This is a genomic window from Corynebacterium sp. Marseille-Q4381, assembly GCF_036881695.1.
Classification (GTDB): domain Bacteria; phylum Actinomycetota; class Actinomycetes; order Mycobacteriales; family Mycobacteriaceae; genus Corynebacterium.
In genome coordinates this window covers 109872-124775 of sequence record NZ_JBAJNR010000005.1, presented here as the reverse complement: position 1 = coordinate 124775, position 14904 = coordinate 109872, and the positions used below count along the sequence as shown (strand labels likewise).

Here is a 14904-nt window from a genome sequence, read left to right as displayed (position 1 = left end):
CGGCTGCAGCCAAATCAAGCCAGCTCAGCGGCTATGTTCGCCAGTAGCGAACAGGTCAGCGGCAGCTGATTGCGAAAGGTCGGCGGTGGGCGCGGAGAGAGCGGCGCGCGCCATCTCCCGGCAGGCTTGCAAGCCGTGGGCGTGCAGGGCAGCGCGCACGGCGGGGATGCGGACAGGGGCCATCGACAGCGAGGTTGCGCCGAGGCCAGCAAGAACAAGCGCCATCAGCGGATCACCGGCGGCCTCGCCGCACACGCCGATGGGTTTGGCGTGGGTTTCGGCGCCCCGGCAAGCCTCGCGGATCATTGTGAGCACCGCCGGCTGCCACGGCGAAAGAAGCGGCGCGAGTTCGCCCGCCATGCGGTCCGCGGCCATCGTGTACTGCGCAAGGTCGTTGGTGCCGATCGAGGCGAAGTCGGCGGCCTCGAGGATCTGCGCCGCCGTAAGCGCCGCCGCGGGTGTCTCGATCATGACGCCGACGTCCGCGAGCCCGTATCCGCGGGCGCGTTCGACGAACCAGCGGGTCTCCTCCACCGTGGCAACCATCGGCGCCATCACCCACAGTTGCGAGCCGGGCACGGCGCGCGAAGCCCTGGCAAGCGCCTCAAGCTGTACGTCCAGCAAATCCTCGCGCGCCTGCGCGAGTCGGATGCCGCGCCGCCCGAGCGCGGGGTTGGGTTCCGCGCCGAGGTCGGCGAAGCGCAGCGGCTTGTCGGCGCCGGCGTCGAGGGTGCGGACCACCACCCTCCGCGGCCCGAACGCCCGCAGCACCCGGGTGTAGGTCTCGGTCTGCTCCTGCAGACCGGGGGCGCAGTCGCGGTCGAGGAAAAGAAACTCGGTGCGAAAGAGCCCGCAACCATCGGCACCGGGCGCGGCAGAAGCGTCGCGCACTGATCCGATGTTGGCCATCAGCGCGACCGGCGCCCGCGAACCAGAAGCAGCGGTGAACGCGGCGAGGCGGCGGCGCTCGCCGTCCTGGAGGGCGCGGACGTCGACCTCGGTTGGGGAAATCACCACTTCGCCGGTGTGGGCGTTGAGGGAGATGAGGGGGGCGTCGGCAAGCAGTGCTTTGATGCCCTTTGCCTGCACCACCGCCGGGATGCCCAGCTGCGCCGCGAGGATCGCGGTGTGCGATGTCGGACCGCCTTCCTCGGTGACGATGCCGAGGACCAGCTCCGGGTCGAGCGTGGCGGTGTCGGCGGGCGCGAGGTCCTTGGCGACGAGGATTGCGGGGCGCGTGAGCGGGGGCAGGCCAGGCTCGGGAAGCCCGCGGAGGTGGGCGATAGCGCGATCGCGGATGTCGTACAGGTCGCTCACACGCTGCGCCATGGTGCCCCCGAGCTGGCGGAACTTCGCGGCGTAGACCTCGACGGCCTCATAAACCGCAGCCGTCGCGCCAGCGCCCTGGGCGAGCTGCTTGTCCACGGCCTTTGCAAGCGCGCGGTCCCCTGCCAGCGCCGCCGTCGCCGCCAGCACCTCCCGCGCCGTGTCCGAGTTTGCCTGCCCGGCGCGGCTCCGGTAGCCCTCCGCCACCTGGTTGAGCGCGTCCCGCACCAGCTCAGGATCGGCGCAAGGGGCTTCATGCTTATCGACGCCCACCTGCCCCTCCACCACCGCCACCGGGCCCACCACCGCTCCGGTGGAGACCCCGATGCCGCGGAGAACCGTGCGCGCCGCCATAAGAACTAGCGGAGCGGGACGCCGTCGCCGTCGCGGTCGTAGCCGAGCGAACCGGTGAGCACGAAGATGATCTGCGCGACGATGGCGAGGAAGAGCGCGCCCTCAATCAAGTACGCGAGCGGGATGAGCAAGATAGTGAGAAAGCAGAAGCCCGCAAACAGCGAGAGCAGGAGCGTGAAAACGCCGCGCTTGGTCTGGCCGAGGTAGAAGTTGCCCACGCCGAGGCCGCCGAGCACAAAGAACAGCACAGCGGCGAGCACCTTGCTCTTCTGCTTCACGCCCACCGGCGGGGTGTAGGCGTTGTACGGCTCCATCTGGCCGTACTGAGTCTGTGTGTGCTGGGGCTGGTAACCGCTGTAGTTGTAGGGGGAGCTCATAAGGTTCAACCTTAGCTAGCAAATGGGAAGGCGCGTCTTCATCTTTTCGGCGTCCTCGCCGTTGAGCAGCAGCAAGTAGGTATCCCAGTCCCCGTTGGGCGCGATGTAGTAGGTGGGGTAAGCCTGGTCAGGGATCTCGACTGCGGTGAACTGGCAGACGTCGTTGCCGTAAAACTCCGGCTCGCCTCCGCCGACGACAGCGTCGCGCTGCTCGGCGGAGCCGTAATGGTAGATATTCAACCCGATCTCGGCGTTCTCGCAGCGGATCTTCGCTTCCTCTTCGCCCTCGGTCTCCCGGGAGGTGCACGTCATGCTGAGGTATCCCTTGCCGCCGTCTTTCTCCGCGATCAGCGCGGGAAAGTCGGCTGCGACCTGCGCGTGCGTCTCGTCCCACTCAGTTCCGGAGTTGGCGAGGAACCAGAAACCGCCGCCGGCTGCAGCGAGTACACCTGCTGCCGCGGCAATCCACGGCCACACGGGGCGCTTCTTCGTTTCTGGGGCGGGCGCGGGCGAGGCGGGCTGTGTTGTGCTGGGGCTGTACTGGTACGCGGGGGCGGCGGGGTTGGCGTCGAAGTTCACGTTGGCCAACCGGCGCAGCGAATCCACCGTCACGTCTGGGGCGTGGGGGTCTGAGAGTTTGTGGTCGTAGGCGGCGCGCCTGGAGGCGTTGCCCAAAACTGCCCTTGCAACCTGCAGCTCCTCAATGCCCCCGCGGTTCCACGTGTTGCCGGAGCGGATCCGCTCGTCGATCTCCGCAGCCAGCGCGGCGGTGTCCTTCGAGGAGTCCAGACCGATCGAGTCGTAGAGGTTGTAGTGGGCCATGGCGAGATAGTAACGCACGCGCCCGCAACCGCCGTAGAGCATGATGGATTGTTATGACCAACCCCTACGACACCCCGCAACACGAGCCGTTCGCCGGCTCTCCCTATGTCTACAGCAACCAAGCGCCGCAGCCCGAGCCGGAGAAGGAGCGCAACACCGCAGGTATCGCGGTCGGGTCTGTGCTCGGCGCCATTGTGGTGGTCTTCGGCGGGCTGCTCGCCTTCCAACAGGTGCGCGACGTGCCTGCGGGTCCGCTTGGCTGGAGTGACAAGGAGGTGAACGAGTTCTTCGAGGCCGGCGAGCTGAAGACCTGCAACCTCGGCGACGAGTTTTACGGCAGCGTCGGCATGCGCAGCGTGGACTGGTCTACGCGCGGCTGCGAGGGGTTGATTGATTCCGGGGAGGGATTTCCCCTTGCCGTGACCTTCGACCCGCACCACCGCCCGAGCGGGGAGTTCAAGCCCGACATCCACCACCACAACTGGATGTACCGCGAGGCCGCCGCGCCGCGCTCGCTTGATGCCGTCGCCTACACCACCAAGACCGGCGCCGAGTGCGTCGTGGTGAGCACGAGGGAGGAGTACAAAGAAGTCTCGATCACCGTCGACGGGCCGTGCGAAGCGGTGAACCCGCTGATCAACCAGCTGGACAACCTGGCCGACCAATACCAGTTCTCCTCGGACAAGCGCGGGTTGTTCGACTTCTCCGCGCCTGAGTACAAGGACGTCGCGGTACAGCCCGTCTCGGCCGTCTCCGACGCGTACCGCGAGGCGCGCGAGGTGGCGCTCGCGCCGGGTGAGACCGTGGAGGTGCCGGAAGAGGAGTTCGACGGCTCCCAGTTCACGTTCACCAACGCGTGGTTTGAGGACCGCACCCTGCGTTACGAGGCGGCGTTCACACTCGGAAACAAGGACACCCCCGGCACGTCAACGTTCTACCTGCCGGAGGAATTCGTCGCGATGTACCCGAACGGCGACCAGGTCGCTCTGAAAAGAGATGCGAGCTTCTCGCTCGACGTGGGCGCCACCGAAACCTTCCAGGGCGAAAGCGAACACGCTATCTACGAGTGGGACGAGTTCGTCATCATCGCCACCAACACCGACGGCGCGAAGGCTGTGTGGGCCTTCGGGTAGAAAGCCCTAGTTCGCTTCCGGCTTGACCAGCGGGAAGAGCACCGTTTCGCGGATACCGAGGCCGGTCAGCGCCATCAGCAGGCGGTCCACGCCCATACCGCAGCCCGCGGTCGGCGGCATGCCCTGCTCCATGGCGGCGAGGAAGTTCTCGTCGAGCACCATCGCCTCGTCGTCGCCGTGGGCGGCGAGGCGGGCCTGATCCTCGAAGCGCTCGCGCTGGATCACCGGGTCCACCAGCTCGGAGTAGCCGGTGGCCAACTCGAAGCCGCGGATGTAAAGATCCCACTTCTCAGTCACACCGGGCTTCTCGCGGTGGTCGCGGGTCAGCGGCGAGGTCTCCACCGGGAAGTTGACCACAAACGTCGGTTCGTAGAGCTGGTCGGAGCACAGGTGCTCCCAGATCTCCTCGACCAGCTTGCCGTGCAGCCAGCCGGCGTTCTCCGGCACCGGCAGGCCGATGGCGGCGGCGATGGACTTGAGTTCGTCCACCGAGGACTCCACGGTAACCTCGGGCTGGCCCGGGAACTTGCGTTGCAGGGCTTCGTTGAGCGAGGAGTACATGTCGAGGACTTTCCAGTCGCCGGAGAAGTCGTACACGGTGCCGTCGGCAAGCGTGACTGCTTCCGAACCGAACACCTCGCGGGCGCAGAACTTGACCAAGCCCTGCATCATCTCCGCGCCGTCCTTGTAGGTGCCCCACGCCTGGTAGGTCTCCAGCATGGTGAACTCCGGGGAGTGAGAGGAGTCGATGCCCTCGTTGCGGAAGTTGCGGTTGATCTCGAAGACGCGCTCGATGCCGCCGACCACCGCGCGCTTGAGGTAGAGCTCGGGCGCGATGCGCAGGAAAAGGTCGATGTCGAGGGCGTTGGAGTGGGTCACAAACGGCCGAGCCGCGGCGCCGCCGTGCAGCGTCTGCAGCATCGGCGTCTCAATCTCTACGTAGTCCAAGCCCGTGAGGTACTTGCGCACCGCGGCGATGACCTTGATGCGGGTCATAGCGTTGTCGCGGGCAGCCTCGCGCATGATCAGGTCGGTGTAGCGGTGGCGGACGCGCTGCTCCTCGTTCATGTCGGCGAACGCGACCGGCAGCGGGCGCAGCGCCTTCGACGCCATCTGCCACGAGGTGGCCTGGACGGAGAGCTCTCCGCGGCGCGACGCGATCACGCGGCCGGTGACGGAAACGATGTCGCCGAGATCGGTGTCGGCCTTCCAGCTGGCGAGCGACTCCTCGCCCACCTCTGCCAGCGAGACCATAACCTGCAGCTGGGTGCCGTCGCCTTCCTGCAGCGTGGCGAAGCAGAGCTTGCCGGTGTTGCGCTGGAACATGATGCGGCCCGCAACGGAGACCACGTCCTCGGTCTCCTGGCCAGGCTCCAAATCCGGGTATTTCGCGCGCAGGTCTTTCAGCGAGATGGTGCGGGCGACCTCGGCTGGGTACGCCCCGCGCCCGTCATCAATCAGCTTCTGGCGCTTCGCGCGCCGAATCTGCTGCTGCTCGGATAAGTCCTGGGTCTGGTTCTGCGGCTGCTGGTTCATCACGACCGACAATCGTAGCCCGTCGGCCGTGGGTGTCCTACTCACACACCGGCAGATCCAAGCGCACCGTTTCCGCGTCGTAGCCGTTGACCACGATCAGGTACTGGCCCTTATCGCGCGGCGCCATGGCGAAAGCCTGCGGGTAGGCGTCGGGGATCTCGTAGTCCTCGATCATGCACTCGCCCGAGCCCAGCACGGTGGCGTACTGCTGGCCGGGAAGCTCCTCGTCGCGCTGCGCCTCGGTCGGGTACTTGGCCACAGACACGCCCAACTCCTCGCCGGCGCAGCGGATCTTGGCCTCTTGGCCGGCGTCGGGCGCCGCGGACTCGCACTTTAAGTCCTGCCAACCGCGCTGGCCGGATTTCCTGGACACGATTTCCGGGTAAGCGGCCGCGATGTCCTTCTCCGCCACGGACCACTCCTCGCCGCGCTGGGTGGTGAAGTACCAGGCCAGCGCCATCGCGATCAGCGCGATGGCGAGCGCGCCGATGATCCACGGCCACGGGTTGCGCGCTTCCTTTTCCGGTGCCGGGGGCACGTAGCCTGCCGGGTACGGCTCGGGCGGGCGGCGGTAGCCGTCGTGGTCGCCGGGGGCGACAAGGCCTGAGCCCGGGCCGGTGACGTTATCCGCGGCCGAGGCGCACACGTCTTGCAAGTAGCCGAGCGCGGTAGCGTTCTTCGCCGCCGCTTCCTCGTCCACCGGGCGGCCGGTGACGTCTGCGACCAAATTCCAGAAGTCGTGCAGGTTGTCCTCGGCTGCCGCCGATTCCGGGCTCGGGCCGACAAGGGCGAGCTTCACCGGGATGTCAGACCACGACGGCTGCACCAAAAGCTGCTTCGCCGCGATCGAGCGGGCGAGGAACTCGGGGTGGCCGGCGGCGTTGTAGTCGTCGACAGCCTGGGCCACGGAGGAAAGCAGGTCGCGTGTCTCGGCGTCGGTGAACTGCTCGCCGGCCTGCTTCTTCGCGGCCACCAGGTCGGAGAACGGCGTGCCGACGGAGGCTTCGCGGAGGATGTACACGCGGCCGTCGTCAAGCAGGCCGGCGTGCCTCGGCCGAAACGCGCCCGGCGCCTGGACCTTGGCAAACTCCTCGTCCAAGGTGGTCGTGTCCTGCGCAATGGGTGCGTCGAAGACCTCGATCTCCACTGCCGCGCCCTCGTCGTTGTTCGCCTCGAAGAGGGTCGAGGCGGGCGTGCGGCCGATCTCGGTGATGCGATCGGCGGCGAAGTCGAAACCGTAGCGGCCGTTTAAGATCTCGGCTATCAGGGGCGCAGACATGTCAGCGAGTCTAGCGCAGGCGGCTTAGACGTCCCCGACATACTTAAAGCCCACACCGAGCGGCAGGCCCACGTTGTCGATGAGCCGCACCCCGCCGAAGTCGACGGCGGCGAGAAGGCGCGCGTCGCCCTTGTCGGGCGCGGGGCGGAAGCCGAGGTCGCGCAGCTCCACGTAGGCAGGCGTCACCCCGGCGGCCTCGAAGACACCGCGGGCGGTCTCGAGCACCACCTCGGCGCCGTGCTCAGCGGCGTGGGCACCCGCGGTCAACGCGGCGGAAAGGGCGAGCGCGGCTTCGCGGTCCTCGGGGCTTAAGCGCTGGTTGCTCAGTGAGATGGCGAGGCCCTCCGTCAGGCGCACCGTGGGCAGCGAGTGCAGCTTGACCTCCATGCGCAAAGCGCTCACGGCCCGCTGCACCGCGACGAGCAGCTCGAAGTCCTTCTCTCCCAGCACCAAGTCGGTGGCGTGGGCGAGGTTCGCCGCGGCAACGATGCGCGCGGTCTCCGCCGCGATCTGCTCCGGGTCCTCAAGGTGGTCCAGACCGGTCTCGATGCGCGCGGCAGTGTCGATCTGCCCGTGAAACACCACGTCCACGCCCTCGCGCGCGAACAGCTCCGGCACCTCGCCGCCGGAAAACGTCACGAACACGTACGCGCCGAGCAGCGACTTCGCCGCGCGGATCAGCTCCACGTGGCCCGCGTGCACGGCCTCGCCCAGCGGCACCAGCGCGATCTTCTTACCCACTTTGCGAAACGCGCGCCCGTACTGCGCGAGCTGCGCCTCGTCGGTCACCACCACCGCTCGGCCCGGTTCAAACGCCATTTACTGCTTCCTTTCCTGTTCGGCACGGCGCCGCTCGACGTCCCGGAGCAGGGCGCGCACCTGCTCATCCCCCACGGCTGAGACCACCCACTCCAATTCCTCCACGGCGATCGGGCCCGCCGTGCCGGACGGTGCCGCCATGTACCCGGCTTCGAACACGTCGAAGGTTGGCAGCGTGTCGCGAAGGATGTCGGCTGCGTCGTTTCGCAACACGCTCTCCAGCGCGCGCAGGCGCTGGGCCGCCACCAGGGCAGGCCGCTGCGTGTCCGAGATCGGGATGCTCGTGCCGCCGATCTCGGAGACGATGAGCCCGACGATCGTCTCGCCGACCTCGTCCGCGGCGGAAGTCACCCACACGTTGCCGAAGAGGTTCGACGCGCACATGACGATGGCGCCGGACGTCTCGACATCATCAAGCAACTGCGCCCCGGCACCCAACGCGGTGTGCAGGAACATTTGCTTGTCCCGCGCTTGGGCTTTCAGCTTGTCGACGCCCCGAACAACCTCCCCAGCCTCCCCATCAAGCAACACCAAATCAACGTGCTCGATGGAGTCCACCGGGCTCACAAGGTGACTCGCGCGCTCGAGTTCAACCGCGAGCGGAGTCGGCCCGAAGACCGCCCCGACAGTAAGACGAGGTGGCACTACTTAACGGTCCTCGTCCCGGCTGCGCGCAAGCAGGTCGGCCACGGACAGCGACCCCTCGCCGGCCTCGTCGCGGCGGCGGCGCCCACCACGGGGCTCGGGTTTTTCAACCTTCGGCGCCTCGGTTGCTTCCTGCGCGCGCTCGCTGATCAGCGTGGACAGCGGGTTGGGCTGCTCGCGCGATGGTTGCTGGCCCAGGCGGCCAGCGATGGCCTCCGCGCTCGGCGCGCCCGCCGGGCGGGTGCGCCGGGTCGTGCCGGGCTTCGGGGCGGTGACGCGGGTGATGCGCATCGTATCGTCGCTGGACGGGCCCGGCTTGGGCTCGGGCTTTGGTTCTGGTTTGGGTTCCGGTTTGGGCTCGGGTTTGGGTTCTGGCTCCAGCTCTTGGATGCGGCGGGCGGAAGCGCGCACGGCGGCTGGCTCGTACTCGAAGACCTCGCCGCGCATCTCCTCAAGCTGCGTGCGCAGCGCCTGGATCTCCTCCTGGAGCTGGCGCAGCAACGCGACGTCCTCGGACGCCATCGCCGGCGCCGGGGCGGGAGCTGGCGCGGCGACCTGGGGGCGCTCCTGGAGGAGACGGTTGGCGTCGGCAAGCGCCGCCTCCCGCTCCGACAATGTGGCAACCGCGCGGTCGCGGTCGCGACGCACGCGGTCAATCACCAGGATGCCGGCGGCGGCCGCCCACAGCGCGAAAATGAGAGCGATCTTCAGCGCGTTGGCCGAGTTGGTGAACAGCATGACCACAGTGCCAATGACGGCAAGGACGAACGGGGCAATTACCCAAAAGTTTCCCGAATTGCGGTCATTCATGGCGTTCACCTTAGCTTGCGCCCTCGCCCGATGCAGGTGGCGACACCTCGCAAGCGCGCTCCAGCACCACACCCGCCGCGGCGAGCACAATGCCGCCGAGCGCTCCGGAGGCGAGCGAGGGAAAATCTTCGGCTGCCGCGGTGAGCATCCCGATCCTCGGGACAACGTAGGCCAAAAGGCCCGCATAGGCCCCGCCGCACAGCGCGCCCGTCCACGCGCACGCCTTGCCGAAGACCATGAAATTGGCCACCATCATCGGGTTGAGTTGGCTGCGGTCTAAGCCAACGCCGCCCTCCTCGCGGCGCTTTCTCACCATGTGGGCGATGAAGAAGCACACCAACGCGGCGATCCAGAGGCTCAAGGGCCAGAGCAGGCTTAACGACGCCAACGCGGAGTAATACCTGCGCACCAATATCAGTGCCGCGGCCGCCGTAAACGCGGCGGCGCCGGCAAGGCCCGGGATGGAGGTGCGGTTCATGCCCTGGTTCATGCCTTAGAGCCTCCTCACGCCTTGAGGTTCGAGGCGTTCCAGCCAGTACTCCAAGGGCTGTCCGTGCAGCGTGGCGTGCGGGTCGATCTCCAGCCACGGGCGCAGCACGAACTCGCGCAGGTGCGCGCGCGGGTGCGGCAGGGTGAGCACCGGGTCGTCCGACTCGATGCCGTCGATCGCGACGATGTCGACGTCGAGGGTGCGCGGGCCCCAGCGCACGTCGCGGACGCGGTTGGCGCGCTGCTCCAGTTCTTGGCACGCCTCGAGGAGGGCGTGGGGGGAGGTGAAGGGAGCGTCGATAAGCAGTGCTTGATTGATGAAATCCTGCTGCTCGACGCCTCCCCACGGCGCGGTGGCGTAGAGCGAGCTTTGGGCGATGGGGTTGAAAGCCTCGACGACCGTGGCGAGGTGCGCGCGGGCGTCGCCGATGTTCGAGCCGGTCGAGAGCACTGCCCGCATGGCTACCGCCGGTTCCTCGAGCGGCGGGCGACCACCGCGACGTCGTCAAAGACGAGCGGGATCGGCGCGTGCGGCTTGTGCAGCGTGACCTCGACGGCGTGTAGCTGCGGGAAGCGGGCAAGCGCCGTGTCGGCGATCTCGCTGGCCACGGTCTCGATTAGCTGGCGCGGCGTGCCGGTGGCGATGCCATGTGCGAGCTGAGCGAGCTCCGCGTAGTTGACGGTCTGTGTGAGGTCGTCCGTTGCGGCGGCCCCAGCGAACTCGAGCCAGCACGTGATGTCCAGCGAAAACGCCTGGCCGTGCTCCGTCTCGTGGGCGAGCACACCGTGGTTGGCGTGGAATTTGAGCCCCTTGATCTCGATCCGGTCAGCCATTGCGCCACCTCGCGGCCACGTCGACGGCGTCGCGGGAGACGGCGACCTCGTGCACGCGCACGCACCACGCGCCGGCCTGCGCCGCAAGCGCCGTGACGGCCGCGGTCGCCGGGTCGGCGGCAACAGGGTCGTGGTCGAGCCCGCGCTCGGCGCGGATAGCGGAGAGGAAGCGCTTGCGGCTCGCGCCGACCAGCACCGGGAACTCGCCTTCGGTGAACTCCGGCAGCGCGTTGAGCAGCGCCCAGTTGTCCTCGGCCGTCTTCGCAAAGCCCAAGCCCGGGTCGACGGTGATCTGCTTAGGGTCCACGCCGGCGGCGATCGCGTTGCCGGTGATGGTCTTCAGCACCTCGTGCACGTCGCGCACCACGTCCCCGCCGTGGTCGGCACTTCCAGACGCCGACTCAAACCTGTCCGTCCGCCAGTGCATCAGGCACACCGGCAGCTGGGTCTCGGCCATGACACGGTACATGTCGGCGTCGGCGAGGCCGCCGGAGACGTCGTTGATCAGGTGCGCGCCCGCCTCCGCGGCAGCGAGTGCGGTGGACGCGCGCATGGTGTCGACGGAGGTTTTGAATCCCTCTTTGGCTAGGAGCTCGATCACGGTGCTGACGCGCTCGGCCTCGACGTCCGCCGGCACGCGGGTGGCGCCGGGGCGGGTGGATTCTGCACCGACGTCGATAATGTCCGCCCCCTGCCGCACCAACTCGCGCGCGTGGTTGAGGGCGGCTTGCGGGTCGAGGTAGCGTCCGCCGTCCGAAAAGGAGTCTGTGGTGACGTTCACGATGCCCATGACCGTCGTGCGGCCCGGCGCGGTGAGTTGTTCGAGCGTGATCGCCATCTGTCTAGCTCCTGATCAGGCTCATGACCTCGGCGCGCGAGGCCGCGTTCGTCTGGAACCCGCCACGCACAGCACTGGTGGTGGTCACAGCGCCCGGCTTGCGGATGCCGCGCATCGCCATGCACAGGTGCTCGCATTCGATCACCACAATGACCGCGGAAGCATGCAGCTTATCGACGATCGCGTCCGCCACCTGAGCCGTCAACCTCTCCTGCACCTGCGGCCGCTTCGCATACAGATCCGCCAGGCGCGCGAGCTTGGACAGGCCGGTGACCTTGCCCTCCGGGCCCGGGATGTAGCCGATGTGGGCCACGCCGTAGAACGGCACGAGGTGGTGCTCGCACGTGGAGTAGATCGGGATGTCGCGCACCAGCACCAGCTCGCGGTGGTTCTCCGCGAACGTCTTCTCCAGCTGCTCGGTCGGGTCCTCGCGCAGGCCCGCGAAGACCTCCTCGTACGCCCTGGCAACGCGCGCCGGCGTCTCCTTGAGTCCCTCGCGCTCCGGGTCCTCCCCCACGGCGAGCAAAAGCTCGCGGATCGCGGCCTCGGCGCGTTCGCGGTCGAATTCACTCATCTACTTCTCGCCTTCGTTCTCTAGTTCCTCGGCATCGCGGACAGGGCGCTGCTCCGGCATATCGCGCGCGTTCTGCGGCAGCGGGTTGTCCGGCTGCTCGTGCTCGGGCAAGCGGAAGCCGATCTCCTCCGCCTGTCCCGTCTGTTCCGGCCAGCGTGGTTGCTGGCTTTGGGGTTGCTGGCCCTGTCCCGGGTACTGCCAGTTCGGCGGCGGGGTCGGGCCGCCGTAGGTCGGCTTCTTGCTGTGCTTCGGGAGGTGCGGCTGCTGGGCGTTGTTGCCGGCCTCGCGCTCTTGGCGGCGGCGCTCGCGCGTCGCCTTCGACGCCTCGAGGATCGAGAAGCGCTTCGGCGGCTCCTCGCCGCGCTCGATCGCAAGCTCCACGGGGGTCTTGACAGGTTCGCGGTCGGCCTGGCGGGTGAAGCGGGCGTCGTGAAGCGGAAGCTCCGGACGCTCCGGGGTGATCGTGTCGAAGATCTCCTCCAGATCGGGGCGGCGGAGCGTCTCCTTCTCCAGCAGTTTGGTGACCAGCAGATCCAACTCGTCGCGGTAGCGCGACAGGATGGCGTAGGCGGTTTGGTGGGCTGCGTCGAGAAGCTCATGCATCTCGCGGTCGATCGTCTCAGCCACCGCCGGGGAGTACTCGAGCGTGCCGCCGGCGCCGCGGCCAGAGAACGGGTCGCCTTGCTGCTCGCCGTATTTCACCGCGCCGAGCACACTGGACATGCCGTACTCGGTGACCATTGCGCGAGCGATCTTGGTGGCCTGCTCGATGTCGTTGGACGCGCCGGTGGTCGGCTCGCCGAAGACGAGCTCCTCCGCGCTGCGCCCGCCCATGGCGAAGACCATGCGCGCGAACAACTCGTCGCGGGTGTACATGCCCTTGTCGTCCTCGTCGGCGGTCATGGCGAAGCCGCCCGTGTTGCCGCGCTGGAGGATGGTCACCTTGTACACGCGCTCGATGTCTTTGAGCGCCCATGCGGCGAGCGTGTGCCCGCCCTCGTGGTACGCGGTGACCTTCTTCTCCTTCTCGGAGATGACCTTGGTGCTGCGGCGGGGGCCGCCGATAACGCGGTCGGTCGCCTCCTCCAGCGCGTCCGGGGTGATCACGTTGCCGCCGATGCGGGCGGTGAGCAGCGCCGCCTCGTTGAGCACGTTGGCCAGGTCCGCGCCGGACATGCCGGCGGTGCGCTTCGCCAGCGCGTCGAGGTCCACATCCTTCGACAGCGGCTTGCCCTTGGCGTGCACCTTCAGGATCTTGGCGCGACCGGCGAGGTCCGGGTTGGTCACCGGGATCTGGCGGTCAAAGCGGCCCGGGCGCAGCAGCGCCGGGTCCAAGATGTCCGGGCGGTTCGTCGCGGCGATCAGGATGACGCCCTCGCGACCGTCGAAGCCGTCCATCTCCACCAGCAGTTGGTTCAGCGTCTGCTCGCGCTCGTCGTGGCCGCCGCCCATGCCTGAGCCGCGCTGGCGGCCAACGGCGTCGATCTCGTCGACGAAGATGATGCACGGCGCGTTCTCGCGGGCCTGCTTGAACAGGTCGCGCACGCGGGAGGCGCCGACACCGACGAACATCTCCACGAAGTCCGAGCCGGAGATGGAGTAGAACGGCACGCCCGCCTCGCCCGCTACGGCTCGTGCGAGCAGGGTCTTACCTGTGCCGGGAGGGCCGTACAGCAGAACGCCGCGCGGGATCTTGGCGCCGAGCTTTTCGTAGATCGACGGATCAGTAAGGAAGTCCACGACCTCCTGCAGCTCGTCGACAGCCTCGTCCGCGCCAGCGACGTCCGCGAAGGTGTTGGTCGGATTGTCCTTGTTCAGCTGCTTCGCCTTCGAGGCGCCGATGCCGAACATGCCGCCGCCAGCCTGCATGCGGTACATGAAGTACGTCAGCAGGCCGAAGATCAGGACCATCGGCAGCATGAAGCCGAGCACCGACATCAGGAACGACTCCTGCGTCACGTTCGTTTCGAACGAGTCGGCACCAGAGTCCTGCACTGCTTCAAAGATGCTTGGCGACGTCCGCGCCGGATACTGCGCCGAAACCGCCTCAATGTTCTCGCGCTCGTCGACAGTAATCGGCTCCCGCAGCTCAATCCTGATGCGCTGCTCGCGGTCGTCGATTTGCACCGTCTCGGCGTTGCGGTCTTGGAGTTGCTCCAGCGCAACTGAGGTGTCCACGTCTTGGAAGGCGCGGGAATCGTCCCCGATCAGGGTAAACAGGTAGAGGACGATTAAGACGGTGGCGCCGATCAGGCCCCACCGCATCACATTTTGATTTTTGCTCATTAATCCTAGATTTCAGTCTCGGTGACTGGTTCCTGCGTCTGCTCCGTGTACACCTTCGGGTGCAGCGTGCCCACGTACGGCAGATCGCGGTACCGCTCCGCGTAATCGAGGCCGTAGCCAATCACGAACTCGTTCGGGATGTCAAAGCCAACATCGAGCAGGTCGATCTTGGCGGTCTGCACCTCCGGCTTGCGCAACAGCGTGATCACCTCGAGGCTCTTTGGCCCGCGGCCCTTCAAGTTGCGCAGCAGCCAGGACAAGGTGAGGCCGGAGTCGATAATGTCCTCGACCACGAGCACGTCGCGCCCCTGGATCTCTTTGTCCAGATCCTTAAGGATGCGCACCACGCCCGAGCTGGTGGTCGAGTTGCCGTAGCTGGAGACCGCCATGAACTCCATCTCCGCCGGGATGGACAACTTGCGCGCGAAGTCCGTGAGGAAGAAGACGGCGCCCTTCAACACGCAGACCAAGATGAGGTCGTCTTCCGCGTCCTTGTATTTCTCGGAGATCATGTCCGCCAGCTCCTGGATGCGGGCCTGCAGCACATCCTCCGGAATGAGGATCGCCTCAACGTCGTCGCCGTAGCGGTTGGCCGGGACGTTGAAGTCCTTGGTGTCCTGCAGCTGAGTCATGGAAAGCCCTTCCCTCGGTTTGGCAAACCCTCGTACGCGGGTGAACTCTCATATTGCCACCTCAATCGCTGGGGTATCAACAAACGACGCGGTGACGGGGTTGGGGTGGGTGCGGCGGCTGCTGCGGCGGTGGCTGCGGGGACGGCGCAA

The 14904-nt window shown here is 67.2% G+C and carries 16 protein-coding genes; 1 reads left to right on the top strand and 15 read right to left on the bottom strand.

Annotated features, from left to right (window positions below; all coding sequences use genetic code 11):
- Nucleotides 1-24: 24 nt before the first annotated feature.
- From ptsP to V6D40_RS05730, 3 genes are read right to left on the bottom strand one after another with little or no spacing between them, the layout of a single operon-like run.
- Nucleotides 25-1680, bottom strand: coding sequence for a phosphoenolpyruvate--protein phosphotransferase (gene ptsP, locus V6D40_RS05740; RefSeq protein WP_334289407.1), 1656 nt, complete (start codon nucleotides 1678-1680; stop codon nucleotides 25-27).
- 5 nt (nucleotides 1681-1685) lie between these two features.
- Nucleotides 1686-2057 (bottom strand): TM2 domain-containing protein, encoded by a 372-nt coding sequence (locus tag V6D40_RS05735; RefSeq protein ID WP_334289406.1) that lies wholly within the window; start codon nucleotides 2055-2057, stop codon nucleotides 1686-1688.
- A gap of 15 nt (nucleotides 2058-2072) precedes the next feature.
- Nucleotides 2073-2879 carry a hypothetical protein gene (locus tag V6D40_RS05730; protein WP_334289405.1) on the bottom strand — a complete coding sequence of 269 codons (807 nt, stop codon included), beginning with the start codon at nucleotides 2877-2879 and terminating at the stop codon, nucleotides 2073-2075.
- Between the two features lie 53 nt (nucleotides 2880-2932).
- Between V6D40_RS05730 and V6D40_RS05725 the strand changes: the two genes are divergently transcribed.
- Nucleotides 2933-4012 (top strand): hypothetical protein, encoded by a 1080-nt coding sequence (locus V6D40_RS05725; RefSeq protein WP_334289404.1) that lies wholly within the window; start codon nucleotides 2933-2935, stop codon nucleotides 4010-4012.
- A gap of 6 nt (nucleotides 4013-4018) precedes the next feature.
- On the opposite strand, the gene lysS is transcribed toward V6D40_RS05725, so the two are convergent.
- The 12 genes from lysS to hpt are packed head-to-tail and all read right to left on the bottom strand — an operon-like array spanning nucleotide 4019 to nucleotide 14754.
- Nucleotides 4019-5548 carry a lysine--tRNA ligase gene (gene lysS, locus V6D40_RS05720; protein ID WP_334289468.1) on the bottom strand — a complete coding sequence of 510 codons (1530 nt, stop codon included), beginning with the start codon at nucleotides 5546-5548 and terminating at the stop codon, nucleotides 4019-4021.
- A gap of 37 nt (nucleotides 5549-5585) precedes the next feature.
- The gene (locus tag V6D40_RS05715) at nucleotides 5586-6827 is read right to left on the bottom strand and encodes a hypothetical protein (RefSeq protein ID WP_334289403.1); all 1242 of its coding nucleotides are present in this window, start codon (nucleotides 6825-6827) and stop codon (nucleotides 5586-5588) included.
- A gap of 24 nt (nucleotides 6828-6851) precedes the next feature.
- The gene (locus tag V6D40_RS05710; RefSeq protein ID WP_334289402.1) at nucleotides 6852-7646 is read right to left on the bottom strand and encodes a pantoate--beta-alanine ligase; all 795 of its coding nucleotides are present in this window, start codon (nucleotides 7644-7646) and stop codon (nucleotides 6852-6854) included.
- Nucleotides 7647-8291: a hypothetical protein gene (locus V6D40_RS05705; RefSeq protein ID WP_334289401.1), complete on the bottom strand. Its 645-nt coding sequence runs from the start codon at nucleotides 8289-8291 to the stop codon at nucleotides 7647-7649.
- A 3-nt stretch (nucleotides 8292-8294) separates the two neighbouring features.
- Complete coding sequence (locus tag V6D40_RS05700) at nucleotides 8295-9101, bottom strand: DUF6779 domain-containing protein (protein ID WP_334289400.1); 807 nt, start codon at nucleotides 9099-9101, stop codon at nucleotides 8295-8297.
- A gap of 10 nt (nucleotides 9102-9111) precedes the next feature.
- A complete protein-coding gene (locus tag V6D40_RS05695; protein ID WP_334289399.1) occupies nucleotides 9112-9591 on the bottom strand; it encodes a DUF3180 domain-containing protein in 480 nt (159 codons plus the stop codon).
- A 3-nt stretch (nucleotides 9592-9594) separates the two neighbouring features.
- Entirely contained in the window at nucleotides 9595-10050 is a 456-nt protein-coding gene (gene folK, locus V6D40_RS05690) for a 2-amino-4-hydroxy-6-hydroxymethyldihydropteridine diphosphokinase (RefSeq protein WP_334289398.1), read from the bottom strand.
- Nucleotides 10051-10052: 2 nt separating this feature from the next.
- A complete protein-coding gene (folB, locus tag V6D40_RS05685; RefSeq protein ID WP_334289397.1) occupies nucleotides 10053-10424 on the bottom strand; it encodes a dihydroneopterin aldolase in 372 nt (123 codons plus the stop codon).
- Nucleotides 10417-11262, bottom strand: coding sequence for a dihydropteroate synthase (folP, locus tag V6D40_RS05680; RefSeq protein ID WP_442891896.1), 846 nt, complete (start codon nucleotides 11260-11262; stop codon nucleotides 10417-10419). Before folP ends, folB begins: the two co-directional genes overlap by 8 nt.
- A gap of 4 nt (nucleotides 11263-11266) precedes the next feature.
- Nucleotides 11267-11836 (bottom strand): GTP cyclohydrolase I FolE, encoded by a 570-nt coding sequence (gene folE / locus V6D40_RS05675; RefSeq protein WP_334289396.1) that lies wholly within the window; start codon nucleotides 11834-11836, stop codon nucleotides 11267-11269.
- Nucleotides 11837-14122 carry an ATP-dependent zinc metalloprotease FtsH gene (ftsH, locus tag V6D40_RS05670; RefSeq protein ID WP_334289395.1) on the bottom strand — a complete coding sequence of 762 codons (2286 nt, stop codon included), beginning with the start codon at nucleotides 14120-14122 and terminating at the stop codon, nucleotides 11837-11839.
- 5 nt (nucleotides 14123-14127) lie between these two features.
- Nucleotides 14128-14754, bottom strand: a complete 627-nt coding sequence (gene hpt / locus V6D40_RS05665; protein WP_334289394.1) for a hypoxanthine phosphoribosyltransferase — start codon at nucleotides 14752-14754, stop codon at nucleotides 14128-14130.
- Nucleotides 14755-14904 lie beyond the last annotated feature (150 nt).